This is a genomic window from Chitinophaga varians (genome assembly GCF_012641275.1).
Classification (GTDB): domain Bacteria; phylum Bacteroidota; class Bacteroidia; order Chitinophagales; family Chitinophagaceae; genus Chitinophaga; species Chitinophaga varians_A.
Genome location: NZ_JABAIA010000001.1, coordinates 2,579,150 through 2,594,625 on the forward strand (window position 1 = coordinate 2,579,150; position 15,476 = coordinate 2,594,625).

12 protein-coding genes are annotated in these 15,476 nt (G+C 49.7%); 7 read left to right on the forward strand and 5 right to left on the reverse strand.

Annotation, left to right across the window (positions count from 1 at the left end; all coding sequences use genetic code 11):
- The first annotated feature begins 3 nt into the window (after window positions 1-3).
- From HGH92_RS10440 to HGH92_RS10455, 4 genes are read left to right on the forward strand one after another with little or no spacing between them, the layout of a single operon-like run.
- Window positions 4-912 (forward strand): transglutaminase-like domain-containing protein, encoded by a 909-nt coding sequence (locus tag HGH92_RS10440; RefSeq protein WP_168870665.1) that lies wholly within the window; start codon window positions 4-6, stop codon window positions 910-912.
- A gap of 16 nt (window positions 913-928) precedes the next feature.
- Window positions 929-2,779, forward strand: coding sequence for a chloride channel protein (locus HGH92_RS10445; RefSeq protein ID WP_168870666.1), 1,851 nt, complete (start codon window positions 929-931; stop codon window positions 2,777-2,779).
- 12 nt (window positions 2,780-2,791) lie between these two features.
- Window positions 2,792-3,403, forward strand: a complete 612-nt coding sequence (locus tag HGH92_RS10450) for an NAD(P)H-dependent oxidoreductase (RefSeq protein WP_168870667.1) — start codon at window positions 2,792-2,794, stop codon at window positions 3,401-3,403.
- The gene (locus HGH92_RS10455; protein WP_168870668.1) at window positions 3,400-5,289 is read left to right on the forward strand and encodes a monovalent cation:proton antiporter-2 (CPA2) family protein; all 1,890 of its coding nucleotides are present in this window, start codon (window positions 3,400-3,402) and stop codon (window positions 5,287-5,289) included. Before HGH92_RS10450 ends, HGH92_RS10455 begins: the two co-directional genes overlap by 4 nt.
- Here the strand turns inward: HGH92_RS10455 and HGH92_RS10460 are convergent, their stop codons facing one another.
- The 3 genes from HGH92_RS10460 to HGH92_RS10470 form a co-directional block, all read right to left on the reverse strand.
- Window positions 5,290-5,541 (reverse strand): hypothetical protein, encoded by a 252-nt coding sequence (locus HGH92_RS10460; protein ID WP_168870669.1) that lies wholly within the window; start codon window positions 5,539-5,541, stop codon window positions 5,290-5,292. It lies immediately after the preceding gene.
- A 21-nt stretch (window positions 5,542-5,562) separates the two neighbouring features.
- Window positions 5,563-5,805 carry a hypothetical protein gene (locus HGH92_RS10465; protein ID WP_168870670.1) on the reverse strand — a complete coding sequence of 81 codons (243 nt, stop codon included), beginning with the start codon at window positions 5,803-5,805 and terminating at the stop codon, window positions 5,563-5,565.
- A gap of 159 nt (window positions 5,806-5,964) precedes the next feature.
- Window positions 5,965-7,152, reverse strand: a complete 1,188-nt coding sequence (locus tag HGH92_RS10470) for a DUF5009 domain-containing protein (protein WP_168870671.1) — start codon at window positions 7,150-7,152, stop codon at window positions 5,965-5,967.
- 119 nt (window positions 7,153-7,271) lie between these two features.
- Here HGH92_RS10470 and HGH92_RS10475 point away from each other — a divergent pair, with 119 nt between their 5' ends.
- From HGH92_RS10475 to HGH92_RS10485, 3 genes are all read left to right on the forward strand, one after another.
- Entirely contained in the window at window positions 7,272-9,320 is a 2,049-nt protein-coding gene (locus tag HGH92_RS10475) for a M13 family metallopeptidase (protein ID WP_168870672.1), read from the forward strand.
- A 161-nt stretch (window positions 9,321-9,481) separates the two neighbouring features.
- Window positions 9,482-10,618 carry a carbohydrate-binding family 9-like protein gene (locus HGH92_RS10480; RefSeq protein ID WP_168870673.1) on the forward strand — a complete coding sequence of 379 codons (1,137 nt, stop codon included), beginning with the start codon at window positions 9,482-9,484 and terminating at the stop codon, window positions 10,616-10,618.
- Between the two features lie 5 nt (window positions 10,619-10,623).
- The gene (locus tag HGH92_RS10485; RefSeq protein WP_168870674.1) at window positions 10,624-11,712 is read left to right on the forward strand and encodes a family 10 glycosylhydrolase; all 1,089 of its coding nucleotides are present in this window, start codon (window positions 10,624-10,626) and stop codon (window positions 11,710-11,712) included.
- A 64-nt stretch (window positions 11,713-11,776) separates the two neighbouring features.
- On the opposite strand, the gene HGH92_RS10490 is transcribed toward HGH92_RS10485, so the two are convergent.
- Both HGH92_RS10490 and HGH92_RS10495 read right to left on the reverse strand, forming a co-directional pair.
- Entirely contained in the window at window positions 11,777-14,068 is a 2,292-nt protein-coding gene (locus tag HGH92_RS10490) for a GH92 family glycosyl hydrolase (protein WP_211092572.1), read from the reverse strand.
- A gap of 148 nt (window positions 14,069-14,216) precedes the next feature.
- Window positions 14,217-15,440 (reverse strand): glycosyltransferase family 87 protein, encoded by a 1,224-nt coding sequence (locus HGH92_RS10495; protein ID WP_168870675.1) that lies wholly within the window; start codon window positions 15,438-15,440, stop codon window positions 14,217-14,219.
- Between the last annotated feature and the right edge of the window lie 36 nt (window positions 15,441-15,476).

Consider the following 15,476-nt stretch of genomic DNA (forward strand, 5'->3'; position numbering starts at 1 on the left):
ATAATGGCCATTGATGAAAGTAAATATTCAACGTCTACGCAATTGTTGCTCAATATATTGAGCCTGCTGACGTTGGCACCACTCGCACCTTTTATAAACCGGTTCCTCCCGCCCATTGTAGCGGGAGGCTTCCATATAGACCTGGCTGTGTCTTTCCTGATCAGCCTTCTGATAGTATTTGCCCTGAGATGGGTTTTCCGGCCTTTGATTATCCCCGCTTTCCTGGTGGTGTGCAGCGTGCTGCTGATCAACAAATATCGTGATGACTATACTTTCACGAATGTATTGAACGACTACAAAGGCATGGTGCAAGGCAACTGGGGCACAAAAGACAGCAAGCAGCTGGACATCCTCAGCTTGTACCCCCGTCGCGTGGAAAGCTACCGCGACAAAACCGTGCGGGGCATCAGGGAAAAAGTCAATTACCAGGACTCCGTGGTCCGCAACTTCTCCGTGAAGCACTCACTGGACTTTTACGACGAGTATTTTTATAAATACGGGAAGATCACCCGTTTCCTGTCTCTCTTCCGGTATATCAACGGCAATTTTAAATATGTCCTGGATTCCCGTCGTGACGAATATTTCGCCACGCCGCAGGAAACGATCCAGAATGGCCTTGGTGGCGACTGTGACGATCACTCCATCCTGATGACCTCCTGTCTTCAATCCATTGGGGCCCGCTGCCGTATCGTACTGATCAAAGGGCACGCCTATCCTGAGCTGTACTGCGGCGACAAAGAAGATTTTGAGATCATGAAGCAGGCCATTATCACCTTGTTTCCCAAACCCGTAATCAAAGAACTCTATTACCACGAATTGAAAGGGGAGTACTGGATCAACCTGGATTATACCGCCAGACATCCAGGCGGACCTTACATGAATGATAAAGTTTATGGGTTGATTGAGCTCTGATCTTTAAATTTGCGCCATGAGTAAATATAGCCGTATCCGGAAGCACCATGGTTTTTTCAGGTTTAAACGGGATTTTGAACAATACAGCCTCCGCAAAGCCAAAAGCTATGAGCTGCTTCTACACTGGCTTCACAGCAAACTGAACCGTAGTCAGTTCCTGCTGCTGTCCGGTATTCTCGTGGGCTGCTCTGCCGGCCTGGCAGGAGTGGTGCTCAAAATGCTGGTACACTATATCCACTACGTTATTACCTACAAGGTACACTTCAGTACCCAGGTGATCTTTTACGTTGTCTTTCCCTTTCTGGGGATTGTACTGACCACCCTGATCGTTATTTTCTTTTTCAAGGGTCAGTCCCGCAAAGGGATTCCGGCCATTCTGCACGAAATTGCGCAAAACTCCAGCCTTATCCCCCCGGTGAAAATGTATTCGCAGATACTGCAAAGTGCCGTCACCGTTGGCCTGGGTGGCTCTGCCGGGCTGGAAAGCCCTATTGCCGTTACCGGCGCGGCACTGGGCTCGAACTATGCCCGGACGTATTCCCTGGGGTACAAAGAGAGGACGTTGCTGCTGGCCGCTGGCGCTACAGCGGGTATTGCCTCTGCCTTTAACGCCCCCATCGCCGGGATGATGTTTGCCTTTGAAATTTTACTGACAGGCGTTGTGTTTTCCGATTTCATGCCATTGGTGGTGGCCGCCGTCTGCGGCAGCCTGTTATCGAAGATCATTCTCCAGGAAGAAGTGCTCTTTCATTTTGAATCACGCACCCCCTTCAACTATCATAACGTACCTTTTTATATTGTCCTCGGCCTGCTGTGCGGTTTCTACGCGCGTTACTTTGTGGTGTTATCGAAGAAAGTAGAACATTTCTTTAAGCACCTGCAATGGAGCGCGTTGCGTAAAGCCATGCTGGGTGGCGTATTGGTGTCCATCCTTTGCGTGGCGATGCCGCCGTTGTTCGGCGAGGGCTACACGGTCGTAAAATCATTGGCCGGAGGTCATGGCGAAACCATTCTGCAAAACAGCTTCTTCGGGTACTTCCCACCACAAAGCTGGATGCTGCTGGTATTCACCGGTTGCGTATGCCTGCTGAAAGCGTTTGCCACGTCCATCACCATCCAGAGCGGTGGCAATGGGGGCAATTTTGCGCCCTCCCTTTTTGCCGGCGGGTTCCTGGGATTCTTTTTTGCGATGCTCTGTTCTCAGATAGGTTTCACTGATGTACCGGTCACCAATCTCGTAATTGTAGGCATGGCTGGCGTGATGGCGGGTGTGATGTATGCTCCGCTGACTGCCATTTTCCTGATTGCAGAATCCAGCTCCGGGTATGATTTGTTTATCCCCCTGATGATTGTTTCCACCACTTCGTACCTGATGGCCAAATGGTTTTCCCCTATCTCACCAGAGCTTACCGAGCTGGCCAAAGAAGGTAAAGTCTTTACCAAAGCGCACGACAACAACATCCTGCTGATGCTGAAGATGCAGGACCTCGTGGAACAGGACATCCAGCGGGTGGATATCAGCAGCAGTCTGCGGGAGCTGATAGAACTCGTGAAAGACGGGCACCGTAATATCATTGCCGTTGTAAGTCAGCAGGACAAACTGGAAGGCATCATCACGCTCGATGACATTCGTCCCATCATGTTCAGTCCGGACCTATATGATACCATCACGGTTAAGAAATTAATGAAAGCTCCGCCGGCAGTAGTATCTTTAAAAGACAACATTACGCTGGTGCTCAAAAAATTTGATGAGGCACATGTTTGGAACTTGCCGGTAGTGCAGGACAAAAGGCTGATGGGGTTTGTTTCCAAATCACGTATACTGAATAAGTACCGGTTATTGTTACAGGAATATTCCGAAGGATAGACACATCAAAATATGGCGCGGGTATTAATCAATTTTGCACATCCTGCATTGGAAAAATCCAGGGTGCATAAGCAGCTGCTGGCCACCATCAGGGGTATCAAGGGTATTACCATCAACGATTTGTATGAATGGTACCCGGATCTTGACATTGACGTGGCCAGGGAACAGCAATTGCTCGAAAAGCATGATATCATTCTCTTACAGCATCCTTTTTACTGGTATAGTGCTCCGGCCATTATCAAGCAGTGGCTGGACCTGGTGCTGGAACACGGCTGGGCATACGGACATACCGGCAAAGCTTTGCAGGGAAAGTATTTCGGCAATGTGATTTCTGCCGGAAGCTCAGAAAGAAACTATCAGCCTGAAGGCATCCATCAGTATCCGGTACATCAGTTTCTGTTGCCGTATTCACAGACCGCTGCATTGTGCAACATGCAATATGCCGCTCCTTATGTGATTTACGGCGTACACCGCATGGACATAGAAGATATACGTACGGCTGCGGAGCAATACCGTCATATGCTGGAGTTGCTGCGCGACGACAAGATAGATCCGGCAGCCCTGCCACGGCTGACTTACATGAACGAGGCATTACAACTTCCATCCCAAACCCGCTCCATATGAACCAACATTCGCTGCTATTTCAGTCAATGGTATACCTGGCCGCCGCCATTGTGTTTGTGCCGCTCGCCAAGAAAATGGGGCTGGGCGCCGTATTGGGCTACCTGATAGCCGGCGTGATCATTGGCCCGTCTGTCATGGGCTTCATTGGTAAAGAGGGAGAAGACATTATGCATTTCGCCGAGTTTGGCGTGGTGATGATGTTATTTCTTATCGGGATGGAGCTGGAGCCAACATTGTTATGGCGGTTACGGACATCCATTCTGGGGCTGGGAGGGCTCCAGGTGCTGGGCAGTGCCGCTGCCATCGCCGGTCTGGCTTACCTGCTGGGACAGCCATTCAACGCTTCACTGGCGTTGGGCATGATCCTGTCATTGTCATCAACCGCTATTGTGTTGCAAACGCTCAATGAAAAAGGGTGGATGGGCACTGCCGCGGGGCAGAGCGCCTTTTCCGTGTTGTTGTTCCAGGACATCGCGGTTATCCCGATGCTGGCCATTTTCCCGCTGCTGGCCAGTGGCGCCGCTAATACTGCCGATCTGCATGAATCGTCGTTGCGCGACAATCTTCCGGCATGGGGACAAACACTCGTTGTACTGGGGGCTGTAGCATCTATTATTATTGCCGGCCGTTATCTTGTCAATCCGCTGATGCGTATCATTGCCCGCACGCGTGTAAGGGAACTGTTTACCGCCATGGCCCTGTTAATGGTGGTGGCTATTGCCGTGCTAATGAACCTGGTAGGCTTAAGTTCCGCGCTGGGTGCTTTTCTGGGCGGTGTAGTGCTCGCCAACAGTGAATACCGTCATGAGCTGGAAAGTGACATAGAGCCCTTCAAAGGTTTGCTGCTGGGACTATTTTTCATTGCTGTAGGCGCTTCCATTGATTTTACCCTTATCATGGAAGAGCCGTTGTTGATATTTGGGCTTGTGCTGGGCCTGATGTTAATCAAAGCGGCGGTGTTGATGATATTGGGGAAGGTATTCAAACTAAGTACAGACCAGAACCTGCTGTTTGCTTTTGCGTTGGCCGACATTGGTGAATTTGCCTTTGTGCTGCTGGCTTTCAGCAACCAGGTGAGATTGATCGATGCCAGGCTTTCCGCGATGCTGACCGCTATTGTGGCCATCAGTATGGCGTTGACGCCGCTGATTATGTTATTGTATGAGAAAGTGGTACAGCCGCGGTTTACCCGTCAGATACCGAAGCAGGATGAGCGGTCTTCCGATGAAATACATGAAAAGAACCCGGTGATTATTGCGGGCTTTGGGCGCTTTGGTAGTATGACCGGGCGTTTCCTGCGGGCTAACGGCATCAAATGTACCATCCTTGATATGGATTCCGACAGGGTGGACGCCTTGCATAACCTGGGCATTAAAGTATATTATGGCGATGCCTCCCGGTACGACCTGCTGGCGGCTGCCGGCGCTGCCGACGCCAAACTGCTGATTGTGGCTACTGATCAATATGAGCAGACACGCCAGATCGTGGAACTGGCCCAGAAATATTTTCCGCATTTGCAGCTGCTGGTGAGAGCGCAGCAGGTGGAAGACAGTTTTGAGCTGATGGACCTGGGCGTATTGCATATTTACCGCGAAACGGTGGACACCTCACTGCGCATGGGCGCTGACGCCCTCCGGATGCTCGGTGCACGTGCCTATCACAGCGAAAGGGCGGCGCGGACTTTCTTCCGGCAGGATGAACGGACGCTGAAGGGCTTATCGGCTACGCGCGACGATAAAAAACAATACCTCATCAGTATGCGGGAGCGTATCGAAGAGATGGAGAAACTCATTGCCTCTGACCGTATCAAGACCTGGCTGGACGAAGGGCAGGGCTGGGACCCGGAATCTGTCCGGGATGAAGTTCGCGGTGAAGCAGAAAGCTGATTATTGGATGTGGTGGATGATCAGTTCCGCCACGTGGTGCAACAATTCGACGTCTACCGGGCGGCTATGGTCGTGCATGGGCTTATCGGAAATGGCCCGCACGTAACCTTCTTCATCTGGCTCAAAACTAATTTCGTGTTCAGCGATGACGACTTTATATATGGTTTTGTAGGTCTGGTGTACGGTGTTCACTTCCAGAATATGAGGGTGGCCCTTATATTCAAACTTAAGCGTGAAGGTATCTGTTGCCATTGGTTACTGCCGTTGTAGGGCTCAGGCTTCTTTTTCGCTGTGCTGCTGATGATAATAACGCTTGATCCTGTTTTTTTCATCGCGGGAAAGCTGATGAATGAACCACAGGGAAAAATAAGCCAGTCCGCTAATGATAAATATGTATCCTATGAATCCCAGTGTGTGGAAAATCCGAAACCACATCCAGTCATTCGTGTAGGCGTACTGCGCTAAGATAGCTAAAATCACACCTGCCAGCATCAGAACAATTGCTATTTTTTTCATCGGGGGTAAAATTTGGGATAAAGAATACGATCTGCGGAATCACGCGACAAACAAAATGCCATTACCATATCTACGGTACAACAACGACATACGGATGTTGTTCATGCAGATATTTTTCTACATAACGTATACGCTATAACGAAGGAGTGGGGAATATTGTTACAGTTGCAGGCGGATATGTAACTTATTCAGTCCTTTTACCACAAATAACATGGCTACTGCGAAACACATACACCATATAATGCCAGGCAGGCCCTGCTCTAAAACAGCCGGTAGCCTTAGTCCTAATGCTATCATTCCGAAATACACAATATCCGGCAGAATATAGGTGAGCAGTGGATTAGCCCCCGCAGGCCTAAAGAAGGAAGTCCATCTGCTGAAATGTTTTACATCTATCAAAAAATACAAAAGTGAAAAAACGGCCACACAAATAGCCGCACAATACAGGCACCAGCTGGGTGTAGCCTGGATCTTGGATAATTTATAGGCTGGCCTCAACCAGGCACCGGCGATCAACAGCACCGCACAAAATCCTGTAACCCTCGATATCAGGCGGCTGCCGGTCAGTCCCAGGTCTTCATCAAAATAAAACAAAGTCAACAGCATCCCGCACAACACGATGGCTGTATGTGCTGCATTACCGCTCTGCGATGCCAGCCAGCTCCATTCGCTTTTTTGGGCAAAGGGTTGTCTGCATACAATATAATAACCGATACACACCGCGATCATCAGGAAGATAGCACTGTGGTTTCCTTTAAAGAGCTGGTAAATGATGCAGGCATAGAGGTATGCCCAACCGATCAGTCCCAGTATGCCCCACCACTGCGGCGTGAGATAATGCGTTCCATCATCGCCGCCTCGGAAAATCACTGCCAGGACGATCAGGACAACAGCACCGATGCCTTTCATCATCCAGCTGATCCATTTTTGTTTAAAAGTGTACACATTCCAAACCAGTATCACACTGCCGTAAAATAACAGCGCCCACAACGCCCTGCTGATACCTGTTGCCGAAGGGTTGAGATCACCGGTATTTACCATAAACACCCCCAGCACCAATAGTCCCAGCGTGCGCCACAGGATATGTTTCTGCAACTGCCAGAAGCTGTCGCCTTTATTCAGCCGGCTATTGATAGCGAAAGGGATGGACATGCCCACGATAAAGAGGAAGGCAGGGAACACCACGTCCACGAAAGTCATCCTGTCTTCATCAGCGTGAGCGTGCTGCATCCAGGAAGGGATACCGGCAACGCCGGCAACGCTGTTGACAAAAATCATTACCAGGATAGTGATTCCACGGAAAGCATCGATAGACAGAATACGGCCGGTGGAGAGTTTATTGATCATAGGGGAAAAGTGGTTGACTATCTTCCAAAGTACAATATAAAACTGACAGTATTAAGCCTATTTTAATCGGCCGCTGGTCAAAAAAATTTATCTTTCCGGCCATAAACCAATTCACACTTATGAGGAAATACCTGCTCACAGGCGTCAGCATCGCTGGCATCGCATGCATCGCCGCCTGCAACCAGGGCCAGTCGACGGCCGATAAACAACAGGCCACTCCCGACATCCTGGCTGCCAACATAGACAGCACCGTCAACCCCGGACAAGATTACTTTGATTATGTCAACGGCGGGTGGATCAAACGTAACCCTATCCCTGCGGAATACAGCTCCTGGGGCATTGGTAACCTGGTACAGGAAGAGCTGTACAAACGTCTCCGTCTCATCAATGAACAGGCTGTGGAAAAACCGGGCGATGATATTTCCCGTAAAATCGCGGCCTTCTGGAAAAGCGGAATGGACTCCGTTGCCATCAACGCAGCAGGTATTAAACCTATCGAGGCTGACCTCAAAGCCATCGATGCTGTTAGCAACACACAGGAGCTGGTAGCCCTGGCCGCACAGCAGAACATCTTCACCAACGCCATGTGCAGCCCGTACATCGCGCAGGATGCCAAGAACAGTGAAGCCATGGCCCTGCAGTTTTATCAGGGCGGTCTTGGTTTACCTAACCGTGATTATTACTTCAACACCGACGAACGCACCACAAAAATAAGGCAGGCTTACCCTGCGCATATCGCGAAAATGCTGCAGTTCACCGGCATGGACAGTACCGCAGCCAAAGCTGCTGCTGCCAGCGTAGTACAGCTGGAAACCATACTGGCCAAGTCGAGCCGCAAACTGGCCGACCTCCGCGATCCCGAAGCCAACTATCATAAAATGGCCGTTTCCCAGCTGAATAAAATAGCCGGCAACATTGACTGGGCGGCCTTTATCAAACAACAAGGCATTAACAGTCACGCAGATACGATTATTGTTGGTCAGCCGGAATTCTATACCGCCCTTAGCAACGCTATCAAATCGCAGCCGCTGGACGCATGGAAGAACTATCTCAAATGGCACCTGATCAATAGCACCGCTTCTGCTCTCAGCGATAACATTGCCTCCACAGACTTCGCTTTCTACGGCACTTTGTTAAAAGGGCAGGAGAAACAGAAGCCACGCTGGAAACGTGTGCTCGACGCTGAAGAGGGTGCTATGGGCGAAGCACTTGGCCAGCTGTTCGTAAAAGAATTCTTCAACGCTACCGCGAAAAAAAGATACGAGACCCTCGTGGAAGATATCCGCGGCGCACTCAAAACACGTATCGAAAACCTTACCTGGATGAGCGACAGCACAAAGCAGAAAGCGCTGTACAAACTGTCTAAAATCACCAAGAAAGTAGGTTACCCGGATAAATGGAAAGACTTCTCCGCCATGGCCATCAAGGAACAATCATATGCTGAGAATGCAAGAGCAGCGCAGCAATGGTGGCACAACTACCAGGTCAGCAAACTGGGCAAACCGGTAGACCGTACCGAATGGGACATGACACCGCAGACATATAACGCCTACTACAATCCCAGCAACAATGAAATTGTACTGCCGGCAGGCATCTTCACCGTTCCCGGCAAACGTGACGAAGAGCTCGACGATGCACTCGTATATGGTTATGCCGGCGCTTCCACCATCGGCCACGAAATTACCCATGGCTTTGATGACGAAGGCCGCCAGTTTGACGCAGAAGGTAACCTGAAAAGCTGGTGGACCAAAGAAGACGAAGCGAAATTCAATCAGCGTGCAGCCGTGATGGTGAAACAGTTCAACTCCTACCTGGTAGTGGACACCCTGCACATCAACGGTAAAGCCACGCTCGGCGAAAATATCGCAGACCTTGGCGGTATCCTGCTGGGATGGGACGCATTCCAGAAAACAGCACAGTTTAAAAAGAATGAACCTATCTCCGGTTATTCTCCCGCACAACGCTACTTCATGGGTTATTCCCTCGGTTGGCTGAGCCATACCAAAAAAGAAGAACTGGCCAGGAGAGTGCTCGTTGATGTGCATTCACCTGCTAAATTCAGGGTGAACGGACCTTTCAGCGATGTAGACGCTTTCTATAAAGTGTACAACCTGAAAGAAGGTGATGGCATGTGGAGAGCGGACAGTTCACGGGTACGCATCTGGTAATATCATTTTATACATTTCAAAAACCTGATTGGGATTCCTTTCCAGTCAGGTTTTTTTTATTTGTCTGAAAGCCGTCACTCTACATATTGCGCGAACTATTGCCTATCTTGGGAGCATATTTTGGAATTGGATTGCTAAATTAACTTTGGAGCTATAGAGAAATGGGACGTTCATTCAATCATGGGCGACGGAAACCGGTCGCGCACTTTTTTACCATTGCTATTATTGGGGTATTTGCTACTTGTGCCAGTATTAAAAACATATCGGCACAAACTTTTTCAGAAGCCTTCAAACCATTTACCGGCAAGCCCCGCCACTATGTATGTTATCATACATCCGACAGTGTGGCCATTGATGGCCGGTTGTCGGAAAAAGCATGGAGCCAGGTGCCCTGGACAGACGATTTCACCGATATTGAAGGAGATGCCAAACCCGCGCCACCGCTTCGTACCCGCGTAAAAATGATGTGGGACCAGCACTACCTTTACATTGCGGCGGTGATGCAGGAACCGCACATATGGGCCACTCTTAAGGATCATGATGCCATCATATTTCAGGACAATGATTTTGAAGTGTTTATTGATCCCGATGGTGACACTCATCAGTATTTTGAGCTGGAAATCAACGCCTACAATACTGTTATGGACCTGTTTATGAACAAACCATACCGGCATGGTGGCAACGCATTGCTCAACTGGGATACTAAAGGACTTAAGACCGCCGTTCATATTAACGGCACCCTCAATCAACCCAACGACAAAGACCAGGAATGGACCGTGGAAATGGCCATACCGTTTAATGCACTGCGTTTCTTCAACGATGTGCAACGCCCTTCCGATGGCAGTACCTGGCGTATCAATTTTTCCCGGGTGGAATGGGACACCAATATAAAAGATGGCCGGTATGTGAAGCTGAAAAAGCCGGAAAACAACTGGGTATGGTCTCCGCAGGAAATCATCAACATGCATGCCCCTGAAAGGTGGGGATACCTGCAGTTCAGCACACAATCCACCAGCGAAGCAACCGCTCCATTCCGGATGCCGGTCGCCGAACCTGCCAAACGCCTGCTGTGGCATGTCTTCCATGAGCAGATGCGTTATCAGGAGCAGCACGGCAAATTTGCCGCCACCCTTGAAGCGCTGAAAGTGCCTGCCAGACAAACCGCCGCCGATGGCGTTACTTACACACTGCTGCTGGAAGGCATTAGCTCCCAGTTTACCGCCTCCGTCAAAGGCGGCAAATTAGACGGTACGATTTATATTAACCAGGAAGGTCGTATCTATACTAACAGAAAATAACGGTTATGAATAAACGTAAATTCATCAAAGCAATGGGACTGGGCAGTCTGGCGCTGGCAAAACCGGTACTGCCCGTGATGGTGACCGGTGCAACAGAACAGCCGCAGTCCATGGAAAAAATAGGGATACAGCACCGGGTATGGATCAATCCAGATCCGAAGGAGAAAGCAGCCGATCTGCAAAAACGTTATGCCACTTACCGCAAAGCGGGCATCACGGACCTTTTCTTTGAGGCAGACAGCGAAGTACACTTTAAAGCAGCCAAAGCTGCCGGCATTAAAGCGCACCGCTGGATGTGGACGATGAACCGCGGCGAGAAAGAGTTGCTGGCAAGTCATCCCGAATGGTATGCTGTAAACCGCAAAGGGGAGTCCTGCGCCAATCATCCGCCGTATGTGGATTACTACCGCTGGTTATGTCCCAGCAAACCCGAAGTGGTCAACTATCTGAAATCGCAGGTAGAACAGGCGCTGGCCAAAAACTATGTAGATGGTATCCACCTGGATTATGTTCGTTTCTGCGACGTGATACTGCCGGTAAACCTCTGGAGCAAATACGGCATCGACCAGTCGAAGGAGTTACCGGAATACGATTTCTGCTATTGCCAGGATTGCCGCAGCGCCTACAAATCCGCCTATGGCAAAGATCCGCTGGAGATAGAGCATCCTGATCAAAGCCCTTCCTGGCGTAAATTCCGCTATGACCGTATCACCAACGTGGTAAAGAATCTGGCGCAGGTAGCCCGGCAACATAAAAAGCCTATTTCCGCCGCTGTGTTTCCGACGCCGGAAATTGCCAAACGTATTGTACGGCAGGACTGGACCAACTGGCCGTTGAATGCTGTTATGCCGATGATCTACCATGGCTTCTACCGGGAAAACATCACCTGGATTGGGGACGCGGTGGCCGAGGGCGTAAAAACCCTGCATGGTGCCTTTCCATTGTATGCCGGGTTGTTCCTCCCTGATTTCAATAATAACTACAGTGATCTGCGTGAAGCCGTGAAACTGGCCATAGACAATGGAGCGGCAGGGGTATCCATTTTCGGCAGCATGACGCCGGAAGTATTACAGGTATTAGGAGAAAGCGTATAAAATAAATACATAAAAAACGGGCTGTTTAATTTCTTAAACAGCCCGCTTCTTTTTTGCAGTATGCTTACAGATTGTTGGCTGGTCTGTCTGCAACCGCCTTACCAAAATTGACATTAGGTTTGTTACCCATGGTCACCACCATCGTACCACCTTTTACAAGGTCCTGGTGTGTGATGAAGCTCTTCGTATATGGCTTCCCGTTAAGCGTAACGCTCTGTATATAAATATTCTCTTTGCTATTGTTGATGGTTTGTACGGTAAACGTTTTACCGCCCTGCAGTTTCACCGTCGCTTTGTCAAACAGCGGACTTCCCATCACATACACGCCATTGGCGGGGTTTACCGGGTAGAAGCCCAGGGAAGAAAACACATACCAGGAAGACATTGCGCCACAGTCTTCATTACCGGCAAGGCCTTCCGGTTGGTCGAAGTAGAAATCCTTCATCACCTGTCTTACTTTCTCTGCTGTTTTCCACTGGTTGCCGGCGAAAGCGTACATGTACGTTACGTGATGGCTGGGCTCATTACCATGAGCGTACATGCCGATCAGGCCGGAGATATCGTTGGATGCCTCTGCGCCCATATCTCCCTTCGCTGTGAAGAGGCTGTCCAGTTTGCGGGTAAAAGCTTCGTCGCCACCCATCAGGCTGATCAGTCCTTCCACGTCCTGTGGCACCAGCCAGGTGTATTGCCAGCCGTTACCTTCGGTGAAGTCGCCTTTCTCGTGGATAGAGTTGAACGGATCATATGGTGTTTTAAAGCTGCCGTCGCTCATACGCGGACGTACAAATTTAATGGTGCTGTCGAAGTAGTTTTTATAGTAGGCGGCGCGTTTTTTATAGTATTCGTAGTCTTCCGTTTTGCCCATTTTTTTAGCCATGGCAGCGATGCACCAGTCATCGATAGCATATTCCAGGGCTTTGGACACTGATTCATATTCTTTATCAGCCGGGATATAACCTCTTTCTTTTACGTATTTAACGCCGAGGTCATCGCGCATGGAAGTAGCTTTCATGGCTGCAAAAGCATCTTCTGCATTAAAGCCGGTAAATCCTTTCAGATAGGCGTCAACGATAGGAGGCACTGCATGATAGCCTACCATACAGTTGGTTTCGCTGCCCATGAGCGGCCATACCGGCAGTTTGCCTTGTTGTTTGTGTATGGTGATCATGGAGTTCACGAAGCTGTTCACTTTCTCCGGGTGCAGGATAGTGCTCAACGGAGCGGCAGAGCGGTAGATATCCCACAGGGAGAATACGGAATAGTTATCGAAGCCCGGGTTAGGGTATACTTTTTTGTCTGTACCGCGGTAGCTGCCATCATGGTCGTTGAAGAGGGCAGGGTCTATCATGGTATGATAGAGCGCGGTGTAGAATACGCGGCGGGCCGCTTCATCTTTTGTTTGAATATCTACCTTAGACAGCTCTTTGTCCCATTTGGCGTTGGCGCTGTTCACCACTTTGGCAAAGTCCCAGCCCTGCATTTCCGCGTTGATGTTGGTCAATGCATTAGCGCTGCTGACAGGGGAGATGCCTACTTTCAGCATTACCTGTCCCGGTGATTTTTCAAAGGAGATGACTCCTTTTACTGCTTTTCCTTTCAGGGAGATGCCTGTTTGTTTGTTATCGCCCTCGAAGACCTGGAATTGTTTTACCGGCACATTGGATTTAATGGTGAACCATACGCGCTGGTCTTCCGCCCATCCTTTGGAGTAGCGGTATCCTTCGAGGGTATAGTCATCTACTTTACGGATGAATGTTTCCACCGGGGCGTCCCAGCCGATACCTTCCTTCAGGTCGATGATGATATTGGCCGGTTCGTTTTTCGGGAAAGTATATTTATGCAGCGCTACTCTTTCGGAGGCTGTCAGTTCTACATCGATGTTATAGTCGTCGAGTTTTACCGCGTAGTATCCCGGGCGGGCTTTTTCGCGGGCATGTGAATAATGGGAGCCGTAGCCGGAAGTAGGATTTTCCTGGGTGCCGCGGTTAGTGCGGATTTTCCCGGTGTAGGGCATGATCAGCACATCGCCGAGGTCGCCGATGCCGGTGCCGCTCAGGTGCATCTGAGAGAAGCCGATGACAACACTATCAGAGTAGTGATAGCCGGAGCACCAGTCCCATCCTTTAACAATATTGGTGGGGCCTGCCTGTACCGCGCCATAGGGCACGCTGGCACCTACAAATACGTGGCCATGGCCGCCAGAGCCGATGTAAGGGTCTACCGCCGCTACCGATCTGCTTTCGATGAAGCCTTTGGCGGGCTTTGCCTGTTTTGCCTGCGCTGATGCCTGCGTGCCGTTGAGCATCAGGGCAGACAAAGTCAACGCCCCACCGATCCTAAATCCCATATTCATAACTAAATCCTTTTAGCAAGCTAATATACGCGCTCAGGATAACTTTTCAAGCACTTTTTTTGTGAATGGGAGGTTATTGACGGAGATGCCTCAAAATCAGGAGGGCCGGTAATCATACCGGCCCTCCTGTATCGTAAAAGCGTTGCTGTTAAAGTTGACCCGCAGGTGCCAGTGCCGGCGCCGCTTCAGGCTTGGCCGGTTTCTTCAGGAACTGTTTTGTAAAAATCTCCCAGGCGATCATCAGCCAAAGTACCAGACAGGGCAGGGCTTTCAAAGCATAAGGCACAGCCAGGTTTTTACGCACCCAGGGCGTCACCACATCGGAATGGGAGAAGCTCACAAGCAGAATAGCGAAAAACAGGAATATATTATTCGCACGCGTAGCGGGCTGCATTACATACCAGATACAGATAGCTGGTATGGCGATAATGTAAGTCGGTGATTCCGAGCTGCTACTGAACAACACCGGGAACATCAGCACAGAACACAGTATATACAACCGGTACCGGGAATTGTAGCGGTAGGGAAGTCGTATGTATTGTGACAGGAAAATCAAAACCGCTGGTACCAGGATGTACATATTATCCAACGCCGGCAGATGAAGCACCCGCTGAATAAACCCTCCGGCGGAAATATTCTGGAAAGTGGTGGTGACAGCCTCATTCAGCGCATTTTTATGTACGAGGGCACCATACCATTCAAAGTAACTGTTGACAACATATTGCGGGCTGGAAAGCAGCATTGGTGCTGCGAACAGTATAGCACCCCACAGGAACAGCCCTCCAATCAGCCGCCTGGGGTTGCCGCTGAAAAAGAAGAATGCCAGTCCTACGATACCGTAAATCTTCGTCAAAGTGCCCAGCACGATCAGGAAGGCAGCCAGCATATCCTTGCCTTTCACAATACTGGCGAAGGTGAGAATAATAAAAGCCCCAATGAACTGGTTCATCTGAAACCAGCCACTGGCCCCCATCAGCTCCTGCGTACATAACAGCAGAATAATATTTTGCTGTAATCTGTTCAGCGGCAGCTGGCGGATGGCATAATACAATACGCCAGCGCCGGTCATGGCCCACAACAGCGCGCCTACCTTCGTTTCCAGTCCGGCAAAAGGAGCAATGACCAGGCTGAACACAGGTCCATACAGATTTACATCGTAGTATTCCTGCGGATACTCGATGTACAGGGGTTGCTGGTGTATCAGGTGAAAGAATACATTCTTGAAAATGAGGAAGTTATTGATATTACCGCGGGATATTTCCGTAATAGCACCAATAAAAGCCAGTCCAAACCAAAGGAACATGATCAACCATTCCTTTTCGCCCAAATAAGTCAGCAGGTTTCGTTTGCTTTGTACAGCTGTGTGATTCATCGTAGGTCTAAATGCTCTATATGCTGATATGACGCA